The 16,754-nt window shown below is 46.3% G+C and carries 11 protein-coding genes and 2 rRNA genes; all 13 read left to right on the top strand.

The window, feature by feature from the left end; translation table 11 throughout:
- The first annotated feature begins 266 nt into the window (after positions 1 to 266).
- Positions 267 to 3,202, top strand: a 23S ribosomal RNA gene (locus BC8716_RS05895).
- A 163-nt stretch (positions 3,203 to 3,365) separates the two neighbouring features.
- Positions 3,366 to 3,481 (top strand): 5S ribosomal RNA (gene rrf / locus BC8716_RS05890).
- Positions 3,482 to 4,342: 861 nt separating this feature from the next.
- A complete protein-coding gene (locus BC8716_RS05885; protein ID WP_035202211.1) occupies positions 4,343 to 4,816 on the top strand; it encodes a CtsR family transcriptional regulator in 474 nt (157 codons plus the stop codon).
- 15 nt (positions 4,817 to 4,831) lie between these two features.
- Positions 4,832 to 5,347: a protein-arginine kinase activator protein McsA gene (gene mcsA, locus BC8716_RS05880; RefSeq protein WP_094424315.1), complete on the top strand. Its 516-nt coding sequence runs from the start codon at positions 4,832 to 4,834 to the stop codon at positions 5,345 to 5,347.
- 5 nt (positions 5,348 to 5,352) lie between these two features.
- Positions 5,353 to 6,429, top strand: coding sequence for a protein-arginine kinase McsB (gene mcsB / locus BC8716_RS05875; protein WP_094424314.1), 1,077 nt, complete (start codon positions 5,353 to 5,355; stop codon positions 6,427 to 6,429).
- 20 nt (positions 6,430 to 6,449) lie between these two features.
- Positions 6,450 to 8,906 carry an ATP-dependent protease ATP-binding subunit ClpC gene (clpC, locus tag BC8716_RS05870; protein ID WP_094424313.1) on the top strand — a complete coding sequence of 819 codons (2,457 nt, stop codon included), beginning with the start codon at positions 6,450 to 6,452 and terminating at the stop codon, positions 8,904 to 8,906.
- Between the two features lie 246 nt (positions 8,907 to 9,152).
- The gene (radA, locus tag BC8716_RS05865) at positions 9,153 to 10,526 is read left to right on the top strand and encodes a DNA repair protein RadA (protein WP_094424312.1); all 1,374 of its coding nucleotides are present in this window, start codon (positions 9,153 to 9,155) and stop codon (positions 10,524 to 10,526) included.
- A 6-nt stretch (positions 10,527 to 10,532) separates the two neighbouring features.
- Positions 10,533 to 11,606 (top strand): DNA integrity scanning diadenylate cyclase DisA, encoded by a 1,074-nt coding sequence (gene disA / locus BC8716_RS05860; protein WP_011244987.1) that lies wholly within the window; start codon positions 10,533 to 10,535, stop codon positions 11,604 to 11,606.
- Between the two features lie 151 nt (positions 11,607 to 11,757).
- The gene (locus BC8716_RS05855; RefSeq protein ID WP_094424311.1) at positions 11,758 to 12,861 is read left to right on the top strand and encodes a PIN/TRAM domain-containing protein; all 1,104 of its coding nucleotides are present in this window, start codon (positions 11,758 to 11,760) and stop codon (positions 12,859 to 12,861) included.
- 226 nt (positions 12,862 to 13,087) lie between these two features.
- Positions 13,088 to 13,777, top strand: coding sequence for a 2-C-methyl-D-erythritol 4-phosphate cytidylyltransferase (gene ispD, locus BC8716_RS05850; protein ID WP_094424310.1), 690 nt, complete (start codon positions 13,088 to 13,090; stop codon positions 13,775 to 13,777).
- Positions 13,774 to 14,253, top strand: coding sequence for a 2-C-methyl-D-erythritol 2,4-cyclodiphosphate synthase (gene ispF, locus BC8716_RS05845; protein ID WP_094424309.1), 480 nt, complete (start codon positions 13,774 to 13,776; stop codon positions 14,251 to 14,253). The genes ispD and ispF overlap by 4 nt, the downstream gene beginning before the upstream one ends.
- A 66-nt stretch (positions 14,254 to 14,319) precedes the next feature.
- A complete protein-coding gene (gene gltX / locus BC8716_RS05840; protein ID WP_094424308.1) occupies positions 14,320 to 15,777 on the top strand; it encodes a glutamate--tRNA ligase in 1,458 nt (485 codons plus the stop codon).
- A 282-nt stretch (positions 15,778 to 16,059) separates the two neighbouring features.
- On the top strand, positions 16,060 to 16,725 hold the full coding sequence (gene cysE, locus BC8716_RS05835; protein ID WP_095328038.1) for a serine O-acetyltransferase: 666 nt from the start codon (positions 16,060 to 16,062) through the stop codon (positions 16,723 to 16,725).
- Positions 16,726 to 16,754 lie beyond the last annotated feature (29 nt).

Below are 16,754 nucleotides of genomic sequence, written 5' to 3'. Positions count from 1 at the left end.
CAGTTTTGAGAGGACTTACTCTCAGGTTCTTTGAAAACTAAATCCAGAAATAACTCAAATTGATCTTTGTTCATCGGTTGTAAAACTGTTTGAACGAGACGTCAAGAATTCAATGCATACCTTTTTATGTATTTTTTTCATTTCACAAAGAGAACCAAGCAGGTCGAGGATGGGAAATGTTCGAAGGAGGGAGCGTAGTTGCCTACGTGACCGACTGAGAAGCATGAACCAGACGAAGAGATGCGACGGTTATCTGACGTGAAAAAGGATAAGTTAGAAAGGGCGCACGGTGAATGCCTTGGCACTAGGAGCCGATGAAGGACGCGACGAACCGCGATAGGCTTCGGGGAGCTGTAAGTAAGCTTCGATCCGGAGATTTCCGAATGGGGGAACCCACCATCCGTAATGGGATGGTACTGGCATCTGAACACATAGGATGTCGAGAGGCAGACCCGGGGAACTGAAACATCTAAGTACCCGGAGGAAGAGAAAGCAAATGCGATTTCCTGAGTAGCGGCGAGCGAAACGGAAACAGCCCAAACCAAGAGGCTTGCCTCTTGGGGTTGTAGGACACTCAATACGGAGTGATCAAGAAACGGAGTAGGTGAACTGTCTGGAAAGGCAGGCCGAAGAAGGTAACAGCCCTGTAGCTGAAACTTCGTTTCCTCCAGAGTGGATCCTGAGTACGGCGGGACACGTGAAACCCCGTCGGAATCCGGGAGGACCATCTCCCAAGGCTAAATACTCCCTAGTGACCGATAGTGAACCAGTACCGTGAGGGAAAGGTGAAAAGCACCCCGGAAGGGGAGTGAAAGAGATCCTGAAACCGTGTGCCTACAACTAGTCAGAGCCCGTTAACGGGTGATGGCGTGCCTTTTGTAGAATGAACCGGCGAGTTACGGTATCGTGCAAGGTTAAGCTGATGAAGCGGAGCCGCAGCGAAAGCGAGTCTGAATAGGGCGCCTTTAGTACGATGCCGTAGACCCGAAACCGGGTGATCTACCCATGTCCAGGGTGAAGGTCGGGTAACACCGACTGGAGGCCCGAACCCACGCAAGTTGAAAATTGCGGGGATGAGGTGTGGGTAGGGGTGAAATGCCAATCGAACTCGGAAATAGCTGGTTCTCCCCGAAATAGCTTTAGGGCTAGCCTCGAGTGATGAGTCTTGGAGGTAGAGCACTGATTGGACGAGGGGTCCCCACAGGATTACCGAATTCAGTCAAACTCCGAATGCCAATGACTTTAACTCGGGAGTCAGACTGCGAGTGCTAAGATCCGTAGTCAAGAGGGAAACAGCCCAGACCATCAGCTAAGGTCCCCAAGTATACGTTAAGTGGAAAAGGATGTGGAGTTGCCCAGACAACCAGGATGTTGGCTTAGAAGCAGCCATCATTGAAAGAGTGCGTAATAGCTCACTGGTCGAGTGACTCTGCGCCGAAAATGTACCGGGGCTAAACGTATCACCGAAGCTATGGCAATCCCGTATGGGATTGGGTAGGGGAGCGTTCCAAGGACAGCGAAGCCAGATCGTGAGGACTGGTGGAGTGCTTGGAAGTGAGAATGCCGGTATGAGTAGCGAAAAGATAGGTGAGAATCCTATCCGTCGAAAGCCCAAGGTTTCCTGAGGAAGGCTCGTCCGCTCAGGGTTAGTCGGGACCTAAGCCGAGGCCGAAAGGCGTAGGCGATGGACAACAGGTTGATATTCCTGTACCACCTCGTATTCGTTTGAACGATGGGGGGACGCAGAAAGGTAGGGTGAGCGCGCCGCTGGCTGTGCGCGTCGAAGCATGCGAGGCTGGAACATAGGCAAATCCGTGTTCCGTAAGGCTGAGCTGTGACCGTGAAGGACCTTCGGGTCCGAAATCCCTGATCCTCCGCTGCCGAGAAAAGCCTCTAGTGAGAATACAGGTGCCCGTACCGCAAACCGACACAGGTAGGCGAGAAGAGAATTCTAAGACGCTCGGGAGAACTCTCGTTAAGGAACTCGGCAAAATGACCCCGTAACTTCGGGAGAAGGGGTGCTCTAGTAGGGTTAACCGCCCGAGAGAGCCGCAGTGAAAGGATCCAAGCGACTGTTTAGCAAAAACACAGGTCTCTGCGAAGCCGTAAGGCGAAGTATAGGGGCTGACACCTGCCCGGTGCTGGAAGGTTAAGAGGAAGGGTCATCCCTCACGGGAGAAGCTCTGAATTGAAGCCCCAGTAAACGGCGGCCGTAACTATAACGGTCCTAAGGTAGCGAAATTCCTTGTCGGGTAAGTTCCGACCCGCACGAATGGTGCAACGACTTGGATACTGTCTCAACGAGAGACCCGGTGAAATTATAGTACCTGTGAAGATGCAGGTTACCCGCGACAGGACGGAAAGACCCCATGGAGCTTTACTGTAGCTTGATAGTGAGTGTTGGTATCATCTGTACAGGATAGGTAGGAGCCTTGGAAACCGGAGCGCTAGCTTCGGTGGAGGCGTCGGTGGGATACTACCCTGATGGTGCTGGCATTCTAACCTCGACCCGTGATCCGGGCCAGGGACATTGTCAGGTGGGCAGTTTGACTGGGGCGGTCGCCTCCTAAACAGTAACGGAGGCGCCCAAAGGTTCCCTCAGAATGGTTGGAAATCATTCGTAGAGTGCAAAGGCAGAAGGGAGCTTGACTGCGAGACCTACAAGTCGAGCAGGGACGAAAGTCGGGCTTAGTGATCCGGCGGTGCCGTATGGAAGGGCCGTCGCTCAACGGATAAAAGCTACCCTGGGGATAACAGGCTTATCTCCCCCAAGAGTCCACATCGACGGGGAGGTTTGGCACCTCGATGTCGGCTCGTCGCATCCTGGGGCTGAAGTAGGTCCCAAGGGTTGGGCTGTTCGCCCATTAAAGCGGCACGCGAGCTGGGTTCAGAACGTCGTGAGACAGTTCGGTCCCTATCCGTCGCGGGCGTAGGAAATTTGAGAGGAGCTGTCCTTAGTACGAGAGGACCGGGATGGACATACCGCTGGTGTACCAGTTGTTCCGCCAGGAGCATCGCTGGGTAGCTACGTATGGACGGGATAAGTGCTGAAAGCATCTAAGCATGAAGCCCCCCTCAAGATGAGATTTCCCATGGCGTAAGCCAGTAAGACCCCTTAGAGATGATGAGGTTGATAGGTCAGAAGTGGAAGCGTGGCGACACGTGGAGCGGACTGATACTAATCGGTCGAGGACTTATCCTATACACATTCTTGACAATTGAGTCTATTTCGGATTTAGTTTTGAAAGAATCACCGATTCTTTCCATACCCTTCAGATCACTCTGAAGATAAAAAAACTACGAAGACAAGCAGGAATTCGAGGGCCGGAGTGCTCGAAGAAATCCGAAGCTTATCTGAAGTAGAGTCCGGTGACAATGGCAAAGAGGTCACACCCGTTCCCATGCCGAACACGGCCGTTAAGCTCTTTTGCGCCGATGGTAGTTGGAGGCTTCCTCCTGTGAGAGTAGGACGTTGCCGGGCTAAGCAAAGACACCTGAAAAGGTGTCTTTTTTGTTATATGCAGGAAGCAAAAGAGTACTGCTTCGAAGAAGCAGAGTTAAATGGTTATTAAGAGTATATGGAGATAAGCTCCTATAAAAAAACTACGTGAATAGGCTTCACTGGAAAAGCCACGTTCCCTCCTGTGAGACGTAGGGATCATTTTCGTAAAACAGCGTGAAAAGCATCATTGAAAAAGCCCCATGCCCCACATCCCCGTAGGAAATAATCCCGGAGCCAGTAGGGATCATTTTCGTAAAACAACATGAAAAACATCCTAGGAAAAGCCCCGTGCCAGCATCCCCGTAGGAAAAGATCCCGGAGCCAGGACGTTGCCGGGCAAATACTAAAGACACCTGAATAGGTGTCTTTTTTGTTATGGGCAGGAAGCAAAAGAGTGCTGCTTCCAAGAAGCAGAGTTAAATGCTTATAGGAGCATACAGATATAGGCTCTTATAAATAGGCTCCATGAAAAGGCTTCATCGAAAAAACACCGTGCCCTCCTGCGAGACGCAGGGATCATTTTCGTAAGACTACCTGAAAGACTTCCTAGAAAAAGCCCCATGCCCAGCATCCCCGTAGGAAATGATTCCGGAGCCAGTAGGGATCATTTTCGTAAAACAAAAAGACATGAATCAAAATTTTCCTTAGGACAAGGGCCAAAAGATGCACCATTAAAAACAGAAGAAAATATCCTATAAATAGACGGAACCACGTCTAGAACCCCAATCCTTGGCGATAATAAAAAAGAGTTACTGGTTGAAGTTTTTTATAAAACTAGCTATAATTAAACCAACAAAAGTCAAATATAGTCAAAGTCAATGGCGGAAAGGGGTTGGTGGAATGCGCAATATTAGTGATTTGATTGAACAATACTTAAAGACAACATTAATGCGAAGCGGCAATGAGCTATTAGAAATTAAACGTAGTGAGTTGGCTAAGCAATTTCAATGTGTCCCGTCTCAAATCAATTACGTCATCAGCACCCGCTTTACTTTGGAAAAAGGCTATATTGTCGAAAGCAAAAGGGGCGGCGGAGGCTATATTCGTATAACGAAAGTTGAATCCCATGAAGACATTGCTTTATTTGAGCACATGTGTCAGCTTATCGGAAATAAAATAGACCAGCAAACGGCGCAAAACATTGTATTTCGTTTGTATGAAGAGGAAGCCATTACAAGACGGGAAGCTAATTTGATGATGAGCGCATTAGATCGTGCCCATTATAAATCAACAGTTGCCCATAGGGATGAGATTAGAGCGAATGTGCTGAAGGCAATGATTGAGACGCTTAAATACAAAGAAAACGAAACGTAGAAGGAGGGGTGAAAAATGGTCTGCCAAGAATGTAAAGAACGGCAAGCAACTCTTCATTTTACTAAAATTATAAATGGCCAAAAACATGAAATGCACCTATGTGATCAATGTGCACGTGAGAAAGGCGAGTCCATTCCAGGGACCGATAGCTTTTCCATACACCATTTATTCTCAGGCTTGTTTAACATGGGAGCCGAACAAACGAGAGAAACAGCCGAACAAAAGCATAGGTGCCCGAATTGTGGGATGAGTTATGAAAAATTCCTTCACATTGGTCGTTTCGGCTGTGCCCATTGCTACAAAGCGTTTGGTCCTCAATTAAGTTCGGTGTTTAAAAGAGTGCATGCTGGCAATGACACTCACAAAGGAAAAATTCCAAAAAGGATTGGCAAGTCCCTCAAAATTGAAAAACGGCTATTAGAGCTCAAAGCGCTATTAGATAGGCATATTCAAAAAGAAGAATTTGAAGAAGCGGCCGAATTGCGTGATGAAATTAAAAAATTGAAAGAGCAAATGGAAGGAGGCGAGTAGGAGCTGTGAGCTTGGATCGTTTTCTGAAAAATGCTATTAGCCCTTGGATGAAAAAAGATGGTTCGGATGCGGATATTGTACTTAGTAGCCGAATAAGGTTAGCAAGAAATATGAGTGCTTTTACATTTCCGATGCTCTCTTCTAAGGAAGAAGCATACGCAGTTGCAAAACATGTAAAAGATGCCTTAGGAGGAACGCAAGGTGACGCCTTAGGTAAAGCTGAAATGTTGGCTATGGAAGATATGCGCACAAATGATAAACGGATGCTTGTCGAAAAGCATTTGATAAGTCCTCATTTGGCTGAGCAATCAAAGTATGGCATGGTGCTTTTAAGCGGCGATGAATCTCTCAGCATTATGATTAATGAAGAGGACCATATTCGCATCCAAAGTTTAAGTGCTGGATTTGAACTTGAAAATTGTTTGCAGGCCGCTAATGCGGTAGACGATTGGATTGAATCGCATTTAACTTATGCCTATGACAGCCAGTACGGTTATTTGACTAGCTGCCCAACGAATGTGGGAACGGGCATGCGTGCTTCCGTAATGATTCATCTACCTGCATTAGCGATGACCCGGCAACTGCAACGAATTTTGCCGGCAATTAACCAATTGGGCTTAGTTGTAAGAGGAATTTATGGGGAAGGCAGCGAAGCTTTAGGTAACCTATTTCAAATTTCTAATCAAATAACGCTTGGAAAAACGGAACAGGATATTGTCGATGATTTACAAGGCGTAGTAAAGCAATTGATACGGCAAGAGCGTGTTGCCCGAGATTCGCTTTTACAGCATTCAAAGCTAGAACTTAAAGACCGTGTTTTTAGGTCTTACGGGATTTTAGCGAACAGCTATATTATTGATTCCAAAGAAGCGACGAGAAGGTTGTCTGATGTGCGCTTAGGAATCGATCTAGGTTTTATTGAAAACACGGCAGGGAAAATTCTAGATGAACTAATGATTTTGACACAACCAGGTTTCCTGCAACAATACGCGAAAACCGTTCTCACTCCAGAGCAACGCGATGAGAGACGGGCAGCTTTAATTCGTGAACGCTTAAAACTAGAACATGAAACAGCTGATTGAATAATTTGGAGGTGGATGGAATGATTTTTGGACGGTTTACTGAACGAGCCCAGAAAGTATTAGCGCTATCGCAAGAAGAGGCAATTCGTTTAAGCCACCATAATATTGGCACTGAACATATATTGCTCGGACTAATCCGCGAGGGTGAAGGGATTGCAGCGAAAGCTCTGCAACAGCTTGGACTTGGCTCCGAAAAATTGCAAAAAGAAGTAGAAACCCTAGTGGGAAAAGGGCAAGAAGGGCAAAAAAGCATTCATAGTACGCCTCATTATACGCCAAGAGCAAAGAAAGTGATTGAGCTGTCTATGGATGAAGCAAGAAAGCTCGGCCATTCATACGTTGGAACCGAACATATATTGCTTGGCCTCATTCGCGAAGGAGAAGGAGTAGCAGCACGAGTCCTTAACAATTTAGGGGTCAGCTTAAATAAAGCGAGACAGCAAGTATTGCAGTTGCTTGGAAGCAATGAAGGAGGAAGCTCGTCACAATCAAACGGTGCGGCAACTAATGCCAATACGCCGACATTGGATAGCCTTGCCCGTGATTTAACAGCGATTGCTAGGGAGGAAACACTTGACCCAGTTATCGGACGTAGCCGTGAAATAGAACGAGTCATTCAAGTGCTTAGCCGCCGTACGAAAAACAACCCAGTATTAATTGGAGAGCCCGGTGTCGGAAAAACGGCAATTGCCGAAGGGCTTGCCCAAAGCATTGTTGCCAATGAAGTGCCAGAAACATTGCGCAATAAGCGAGTGATGACACTCGACATGGGGACTGTTGTTGCTGGGACAAAATACCGCGGTGAATTCGAAGATCGGCTGAAAAAAGTGATGGACGAAATTCGCCAAGCAGGCAACGTGATTTTGTTTATTGACGAATTGCATACATTAATTGGCGCGGGAGGCGCCGAAGGAGCAATTGATGCTTCTAATATTTTGAAACCGTCCTTGGCTAGAGGGGAACTTCAATGCATTGGCGCTACGACACTAGATGAATACCGCAAGTATATTGAAAAAGATGCGGCATTGGAACGCCGATTCCAACCAATTCAAGTTGACGAGCCAACGATTGATGAATCGATCCAAATCCTTTATGGTTTGCGTGATCGCTATGAAGCCCATCACCGTGTGACCATTACGGACGAGGCTGTGGAAGAAGCAGTAAAGCTGTCTGACCGTTATATTTCGGACCGTTTTTTGCCAGATAAAGCGATTGACTTAATTGACGAAGCAGCTTCAAAAGTCCGTCTTCGTTCTTACACGGCTCCGCCAAATTTAAAAGAGTTAGAGGCGAAGCTTGAAGAAACAAGAAAAGAAAAAGACGCTTCTGTCCAAAGCCAAGAATTTGAAAAGGCCGCTTCCTTACGTGATACCGAACAACGGTTGCGCGAAGAGCTGGAAGAAATGAAAAATGAGTGGAAGAAAAAGCAAGGTCAAGAAAACACGGAAGTATTGGTTGAGGATATTGCCCAAGTTGTTTCTAGCTGGACAGGAATTCCTGTTTCCAAACTAGCGGAAGAGGAAACGGAACGCTTGTTGAAAATGGAAGAGATTCTCCATGAGCGTGTCGTTGGCCAAGAAGAAGCTGTTAAATCCATTTCGAAAGCGATTCGCCGTGCCCGCGCTGGATTAAAAGATCCAAAGCGGCCAATAGGATCATTTATTTTCCTTGGTCCAACTGGTGTTGGTAAAACTGAGCTTGCCCGGGCTGTAGCAGAAACGTTATTTGGCGATGAAGATGCTGTCATTCGGATTGACATGTCTGAGTATATGGAAAAACATGCAACAAGCCGGCTAGTTGGCTCACCTCCAGGTTATGTCGGCCACGAAGAGGGTGGGCAATTAACGGAAAAAATCCGTAGAAAGCCATACTCTGTTATACTGCTTGATGAAATCGAAAAGGCGCACCCAGATGTATTTAACTTGCTTTTGCAAGTATTGGAAGATGGGCGTTTAACGGATTCAAAAGGACGGACTGTCGATTTCCGTAATACAGCCGTCATCATGACATCCAATGTGGGTGCTTCCCAGCTTAAACGCAACAAGTATCTCGGCTTTACGATTGAATCGGAAGGGCAAGAGTACAAAGACATGAAAGACCGTGTCATGTCTGAACTGAAAAACAGCTTCCGCCCAGAATTTTTAAACCGTATAGACGAAATTATTGTGTTCCACTCTCTTGAGAAAAAGCATGTGCGCAAAATTATTACAATGATGGCCGACCAACTGAAAGAGCGACTTTCAGAGCAAGGCATAGACTTTGAGCTGACAGAAGAAGCAAAGGATAAAATCACTGATATCGGTTTTGATCCAGAATACGGGGCACGCCCATTACGTCGGGCTTTGCAAAAAGAAGTAGAAGACCGTTTGTCAGAGGAACTGTTAAAAGGCACGATTGTCAAAGGCCAAAAAGCGGTTATTTATGTGAAAGATGGCAAGCTTATGGTAGAAGGAAAAGAAAAATCAAGCATTTCCTAATGTGGAGAACCGGAGGCACAACCTCCGGTTCTTTTAAAAAAGAACAGTTGGCGTCCTCGCCTAGTTGTTTTTCGCCTCACCTATGCAGACAATCTGCACCTCTTGTTCATTTACTCCTGTGTTAATTTCACTTTGTTTTTTTGCACTCAGTGACACGATTTCATGGAGCTTTTCTTAAAAACCAAGCGTTTCTTTTTGCTTTTTGGTACACTACATGTAGTGAATCCAAACGGGGGAATGGGATACATGGCGAAACAAAAAACGAAGTTTGTCTGCCAAGAGTGCGGCTATGAATCGGCAAAATGGATGGGCAAATGCCCTGGTTGCCAAAGCTGGAACACAATGGTAGAAGAAAGAAACATCCTTGAAAAACAAAAAAACCGTAGCTATGTAACTTCCAGCGGTACACGGCAAAAGCCGCAACCGATTACGGCGGTGCAAGGAGAAAAGGAACCGCGTGTTAGCACGACAATGGCAGAACTGGACCGTGTCCTTGGCGGGGGAATCGTTCCAGGTTCACTCGTTTTAGTTGGCGGCGATCCGGGTATCGGAAAATCAACGTTGCTCTTACAATTATCAGCGAAGCTGGCAAACGCAAACGAACGAGTACTCTATATTTCTGGAGAAGAATCAGTTAAACAAACGAAATTAAGGGCTGACCGCCTTGAATTAGCATCAGAGCAGCTATACGTATTAGCAGAAACAGACATTGCTTTAATTGAAGGGGCTATAGATGAAGTCCAGCCGTCTTTGGTCATTATTGATTCGATCCAAACCGTTTACCAGGACGAGATTACGTCTGCTCCAGGAAGCGTTGCTCAAGTGCGGGAATGCACGGCTGCGTTTATGCGTGTCGCAAAAACAAAGGGAGTGGCAGTATTTATTGTCGGCCATGTTACAAAGCAAGGCTCCATTGCCGGTCCAAAGCTGCTCGAGCATATGGTTGACTCTGTTCTCTATTTTGAAGGAGAGCGGCACCACAGTTACCGCATATTGCGTGCAGTGAAAAACCGATTTGGCTCCACCAATGAAATGGGCATCTTTGAAATGAAACAGCTTGGCTTAGAGGAAGTGAAAAACCCATCGGAAATCTTTTTGGAAGAACGTTCTCAAGGAGCAGCTGGCTCTGTCGTTGTCGCTTCCATGGAAGGCACAAGGCCTGTTCTCGTAGAATTACAAGCGCTCATTTCGCCTATGGGTTTTGGCAATCCTCGCAGAATGGCCACAGGGCTTGACCATAACCGTGTCTCTCTTTTAATGGCCGTCTTGGAAAAGCGGGCGGGCATGCTCTTGCAAAACCAAGATGCTTATTTAAAAGTAGCTGGAGGCGTAAAGTTAGACGAACCAGCGATCGATTTGGCGATTGCTCTTAGCATTGCTTCAAGTTTCCGAGACCAGCCAACAGAACCGATGGATGTAGCGATTGGCGAAGTAGGGTTGACGGGGGAAATCCGCCGCGTCTCTAGAATTGACCAACGCGTTAATGAAGCCGCGAAACTAGGCTTTAAACGTGTCATCATACCTGAAAAAAACAAAGGCGGCTGGACTGCGCCAGCAGGCATCGAAGTGATTGGCGTGCAGACGCTCGAACAAGCGATTGAAGTTGTTTTAGGGAGGTAAAAATGGATGGAAGAACGGAATCGAACTGCATTTATCCAAAACTTATTAAAGTTAGTAGCGCCAGGCACGCCGCTTAGGGCTGGGATTGACAATGTACTCCGCGCTAAAACAGGAGGGCTGATCGTCCTTGGCTACAACAGCGAAATGATGAATATTGTGGACGGCGGTTTCTTTATTAATAGTGATTTTTCACCGGCTTATTTGTATGAGCTAGCTAAAATGGACGGTGCCATTATTTTGAGTGAAGACGGCAAACGTATTTTATATGCCAATACGCAGTTGGTGCCGAATAATAATATAAGCTCGAGCGAAACAGGGATTCGTCACCGTTCTGCTGAACGGGTTGCTAAACAAACAGGCAATTTGACGATTTCCATTTCCCAGCGCCGAAACGTCATCACTCTCTACCAAGGGGAATATCGTTACGCGCTAAAAGACATTGGCGTCATTTTGACGAAAGCCAATCAAGCCATCCAAACGCTTGAAAAATATAAAGCGGTATTAGACCAAGGAATTACAAATTTAGGAGCGCTTGAATTTGAACAGCTTGTTACTTACAGCGATGTGATTCAAGTCATTCACCGTGTGCAAATGGTGCTGCGCATTAAACAAGAGATCCAAAATTTTATCCTTGAGCTAGGAGACGAAGGCCGCTTAATCACGATGCAGTTAAAAGAGCTTGTTTCCAATACAGAGCAGGAAGCCCTTTATTTGCTAAAGGATTACGCTAAAGAGCGGACGCAGGACGTAAAGAAAACACTAAAGGAACTCACGACGTTGTTAAACGAAGACTTGCTCGACGAACAAGCGATTATAAAAGCGCTTGGCTATTCAAGAACAAGCAATTTTCTAGAACAACCAGCATCGCCGCGTGGATACCGAATTTTGCACCGAATCCCACGGTTGCCTTCACAAATCATTGAAAATGTCATTGACGAATACGGTCATCTCTCAAGCGTAATGGTTGCTACGGAAGACCAGCTTGATGAAGTCGACGGCATCGGCGAAGCAAGAGCCAAAATGATTAAGGACGGATTAAACCGCATTCAAGAGCAGCTATTCGTTGATCGCCACATTTGACAAGGAGTGTTTCACTCCTTAGGAATATGTTTCTTAATATTCAGCAAAAATATTTTTTACGTGATCTCGTGTTTTTTTATGGGAAATCCAGACTACTAGGTTTGAGAGTTGTAAACTTGTCTATAATAGCTAAAAGGAGGTGTAAGAGTGAATGCTTAATTGGATTGTTCGGATTTTCTTTTTATTAGCGGGAGGAACATTAGGGTTCTTGTTTGTCCCTGAATTCATTGCAGTGATAGCGCTAGAAGTACCGGCATGGTTGGCTAGTCCTTATACAGGGGCAGTACTCGGTGCTTTGCTCTTATATGGTCTGTCCTTGTTTATTGTCGATCTTATTGTTAATTTCTTTCGGGTTGTCGAGGAAACAATTGTCAAAGCGCCGCTTGCTGATGTGTTGTCTGGATCAATGGGCTTAACGGTCGGACTTGTGGCTGGTTATTTTCTCGGAACGCCGTTAAGTGGATTGGATTTGCCGGTTATCAGCAATATTTTGCCTATGTTTATTACGATTCTTCTCGGTTATCTAGGCTTCCAAATCGGCTTCAAAAAACGAGATGAGCTATTTCAATTAGTTGTCTCTATGCGAGTGCCAAGAGATAAAGAGCGTGACAAAAAGAAAGAAGAGACTGACTCTAATCTCGGCGGCAAACAAATGAAAATTCTTGATACAAGCGTCATTATTGATGGGCGGATTGCTGATATTTGCCAAACCGGCTTTCTAGAAGGCACGCTTGTCATCCCTGGATTCGTGTTAGATGAATTACAGCATATCGCTGATTCTTCTGATGCATTGAAACGAAATCGTGGCCGTAGAGGCCTTGACATACTAAATAAAATACAAAAAGAATTGCCTGTCAATGTTGAGATATACGAAGGCGATTTTGAAGACATTCAAGAAGTGGACAGCAAGCTCGTCAAATTGGCAAAAATCACTTCCGGAATTGTGGTAACCAATGATTTTAATTTAAACAAAGTCTGTGAATTGCAAGGTCTAAAAGTGCTAAACATCAACGATTTGGCAAATGCGGTCAAGCCAGTTGTTTTGCCAGGTGAGGTTCTTAATGTGAATGTCATTAAGGATGGGAAGGAAAACCATCAAGGAATTGCTTACTTAGATGATGGCACTATGATCGTCGTCGAAGGGGGCCGTGATTATATGAATAAACAAATTGATGTCACGGTAACAAGTGTCCTGCAAACAAGTGCAGGGCGGATGATTTTTGCCAAACCTAAATCGCTTGAAAAAGCACTATAGAAAAGTAGTACGAGCAAGACGCTGCACGATCATGCACTGCCTGATATGCTCTTACAGTGAAGGATTAATTCCGTTCTATAGTTTGAAGCCTGTGCCCCTAGGGGTGTAGGCTTTTTGTCTGTTTTTACGCCATTTGTTTCTAAAGGGGCGTTTTTTTAGGCATACTGGCGTACCCATGGTAAACTAGGCATATAACGAAAAAAAACGAAAAAAAGGGAGAACATAGATGGAGTACGCTGCAATTGTCCTAGCGGCCGGACAAGGAAAACGAATGAAAGCAGGTATGAACAAACAGTTAATCGATTTAAACGGCATTCCTCTTATCGTCCATTCACTCAGGCTGTTTGAAGAAGATGCGGCTTGCAAAGCGATCTGGCTTGTAGTGAGTGAACCGGAAAGGCAGACAATGGAAAAGCTTGTTGCAGAGTACCGGATAGGTAAAGTAAAAGGGCTTGTAAATGGAGGAGCTGAACGGCAAGACAGCGTTTATGCCGGGTTAAAAGGAATGGAAGAGGCAGAAATCGTCCTTATTCACGATGGCGCCCGGCCGTTTGTCGCTAAACCTATTTTGACAAAATTGGCCGATGAAGCGGCTCAAAGCGGCGCAGCGATTGCCGCTGTACCGGTCAAAGATACAGTCAAGCTTGCAAACAAAAACAGCGTTGCGCGTACAGTTGAACGGAAAAACCTCTGGGCTGCGCAAACACCACAAGCTTTCCAGTATGAGCTCGTTTTGGCCGCCCACGAAGACGCTAAAAAACACGGGTTTCTCGGTACCGACGATGCAAGTCTTGTAGAAAGATTGGACAAGCAAGTAACCATTGTCGAGAGCGACTACTTAAACATTAAATTAACGACTGAGGAAGACCTGTTATTTGCTGAAACGATATTAAAGAAAAGGGAGAACCAATTATGATTCGGATTGGACAAGGATTTGACGTACACCAGCTCGCCGAAGGCAGGCCGCTATTATTAGGAGGGGTTCACATCCCCCATCCGACGGGGCTTCTCGGCCATTCGGACGCTGATGTCCTTTTGCATACAATAACCGATGCAGCCCTTGGTGCGATTGGGGCAGGCGACTTGGGAAAACATTTCCCAGATACGGATGAAGCGTTCAAGGATGCGGACTCTAAACACCTATTAAGCCAAGCTTGGCAGCTTGTGAAAAACGCTGGTTATACGCTAGGGAATGTTGATTGTACGGTGATGGCACAAAAGCCAAAGCTGGCGCCTTATATTGAAGCGATGCGGAAACAAATTGCTGAATTGCTGGAAACAGACGTGGCCAACGTTAGCGTTAAAGCGACAACGACGGAAACGCTAGGGTTTGTAGGTCGTGAGGAGGGGATTGCTGCACAGGCAGTAATCTTGCTGAAGAAAGCAGAGTAGCCTTTGTTTTTACCGAAGAACGTGCTATGATGATTCAGAATAAGGTAGCCAAAGGAGTGCGTCGTGATGACGAAAGATATACGGGTCCGGTTTGCCCCTAGTCCTACGGGGCATTTGCATATAGGTGGAGCGCGTTCGGCGCTGTTTAATTACTTGTTTGCTAAATCTGCAGGCGGCGCGTTTGTGCTGCGAATTGAAGATACAGACCAAGCACGGAATGTGGATACAGCAACTGAAAAATTAATGAACAGTTTAAGATGGCTTGGCCTAGAGTGGGATGAAAGCATTGACACAGAGACTGGCCAATATGGCCCATACCGCTCAATGGAACGGGTTGATATTTATAAAAACTATATTCAACAGCTGTTGGATGAGAAAAAAGCATACTATTGTTACATGACGGAAGAAGAATTAGAAGCAGAGCGCGAGGCGCAAAAAGCGCGGGGCGAAATGCCAAAATACAGCGGCCGTGACCGCGACTTAACAGCGGAACAGCGGGCAGCTTACGAGGCGAAGGGGATTCAGCCCGTTGTTCGTTTCCGAGTGCCTGAGGGGCAAACTGTTTCGTTTCATGATGCCGTTCGTGGCGAGGTGTCTTTTGAAACAGACGGGATTGGCGATTTCGTGATTGCTCGTAAAGATGGTGTACCGATGTACAACTTTGCCGTTGTCGTCGATGACCATTTGATGAACATTTCTCATGTGATCCGTGGGGAAGAGCATCTTTCCAATACGCCACGGCAAATTTTACTCTATGAGGCATTTGGATGGGATGTGCCAAAATTTGCCCACGCTTCCTTGATTTTAAACCCAGACAGGCAGAAAATGAGTAAACGTGATGAATCGATTATCCAATTTGTCGAGCAGTATAAATCATTGGGCTATATGCCTGAAGCGATTGTCAATTTCCTAGCATTGCTTGGTTGGTCGCCAGTTGGCGAGGAAGAAATCTTTTCGCTTGAGGAACTATGCGACCAATTTACACTCGATCGCGTTTCAAAAGCGCCGGCTATTTTTGATACTGATAAGCTCGCCTGGATGAACAATCAATACATGAAAAACGCTGATTTGGACACCGTTGTCGACTTGGCTTTGCCCCACTTAGTTGCCAGCGGTAAACTGCCAGAACAGTTGGATGAAGGCAAGCGTGAATGGGCGCGCCGTTTAATTGGCTTATACCAGGAGCAAATGCATTACGGGGCTGAAATCGTCGAACTGACGGAAATGTTCTTCAAAGAAGAAGTCGATTATACAGAAGAAGCGAAAACCGTGCTGGCAGAAGAACAGGTTCCTGAAGTGCTAAGTCAATTTGCAAAAGAGCTAGAATCGCTAGAAGGATTTTTTGCCGCTGACATCAAAAAAGCGATTAAAGCAACGCAAAAAGCGACTGGGCAAAAAGGGAAAAAACTATTTATGCCAATTCGCGCAGCAGTGAGCGGGCAAACACATGGCCCAGAGCTTGGCGATACGATCGAGCTTTTAGGAAAAAGCGTTGTGAAAGCACGCTTGCAAGCTGCTATTTAATAAGAATAGGGACAAAAACGTTGAATGGGAATGCCAGCGAAGAACTTTCGCAGAGAGGGCGGTCACCGGCTGAAAGCCGCCTGTAAGGGATGCGCATGGTTTGCCCCCATGAGTCTTTTTTTGAACAGGAACACGTAGGGAAAAGCGGGTCGCTCCGTTACAAGCGATTAGAGATTCAGCAAAAAGCTGAAAAAAGCAGAGTGGAACCGTGCAGTAAGCGCCTCTGTACCTTCGTTGGGAGGTGCAGGGGCGTTTTTTATTGCGATGAAGGAGGGGGATCAGATGGGGATTGCTCGTACATTGTTGAATGATATTGATGTCGTCTTTGAACAAGATCCTGCTGCACGTAGTCGGCTAGAAGTCATTTTTACGTACTCGGGTGTGCATGCTGTTTGGGGGCATCGGATTGCTCACGGTCTATGGAAACGGAAATGGTACTTCTTAGCGCGCCTGCTTTCGCAAATTGTCCGCTTTATGACAGGGATTGAAATCCATCCAGGGGCAAAAATCGGGCAAAGGCTATTTATTGACCACGGCATGGGCGTCGTCATTGGCGAGACTTGCGAAATTGGCGACAATGTCACGATTTTCCAAGGCGTAACGTTAGGGGGCACCGGCAAAGAAAAAGGCAAGCGCCATCCAACTGTAAAAGACGGCGTGCTCATTGCCAGTGGGGCTAAAGTGCTTGGCTCATTTACAATCGGCGAGGGCGCCCGGATAGGCGCAGGCTCTGTCGTGTTAAACGAAGTGCCACCCCATTCGACGGTTGTAGGTATCCCTGGGAAAATTGTTGTGCAAAATGGAATAAAAGTGAGCTCGGCCCGTTCCCTTGACCACCATGCCTTGCCTGACCCTGTTGCTGACAAGATTGCTGAATTAGAACGGGAAATCGCACGTTTAAAAGCAGATTACAGCAAGCTTGCCGACAAACAAAGCACATTGGACTAGAGTGGCTTCATAAAGTATGGATACCAAGC

Source organism: Shouchella clausii (genome assembly GCF_002250115.1).
Lineage (GTDB): Bacteria > Bacillota > Bacilli > Bacillales > Bacillaceae_D > Shouchella > Shouchella clausii.
Note: the sequence above shows the minus strand (reverse complement) of the source record. Positions and strands in the feature narration are given on the sequence as shown.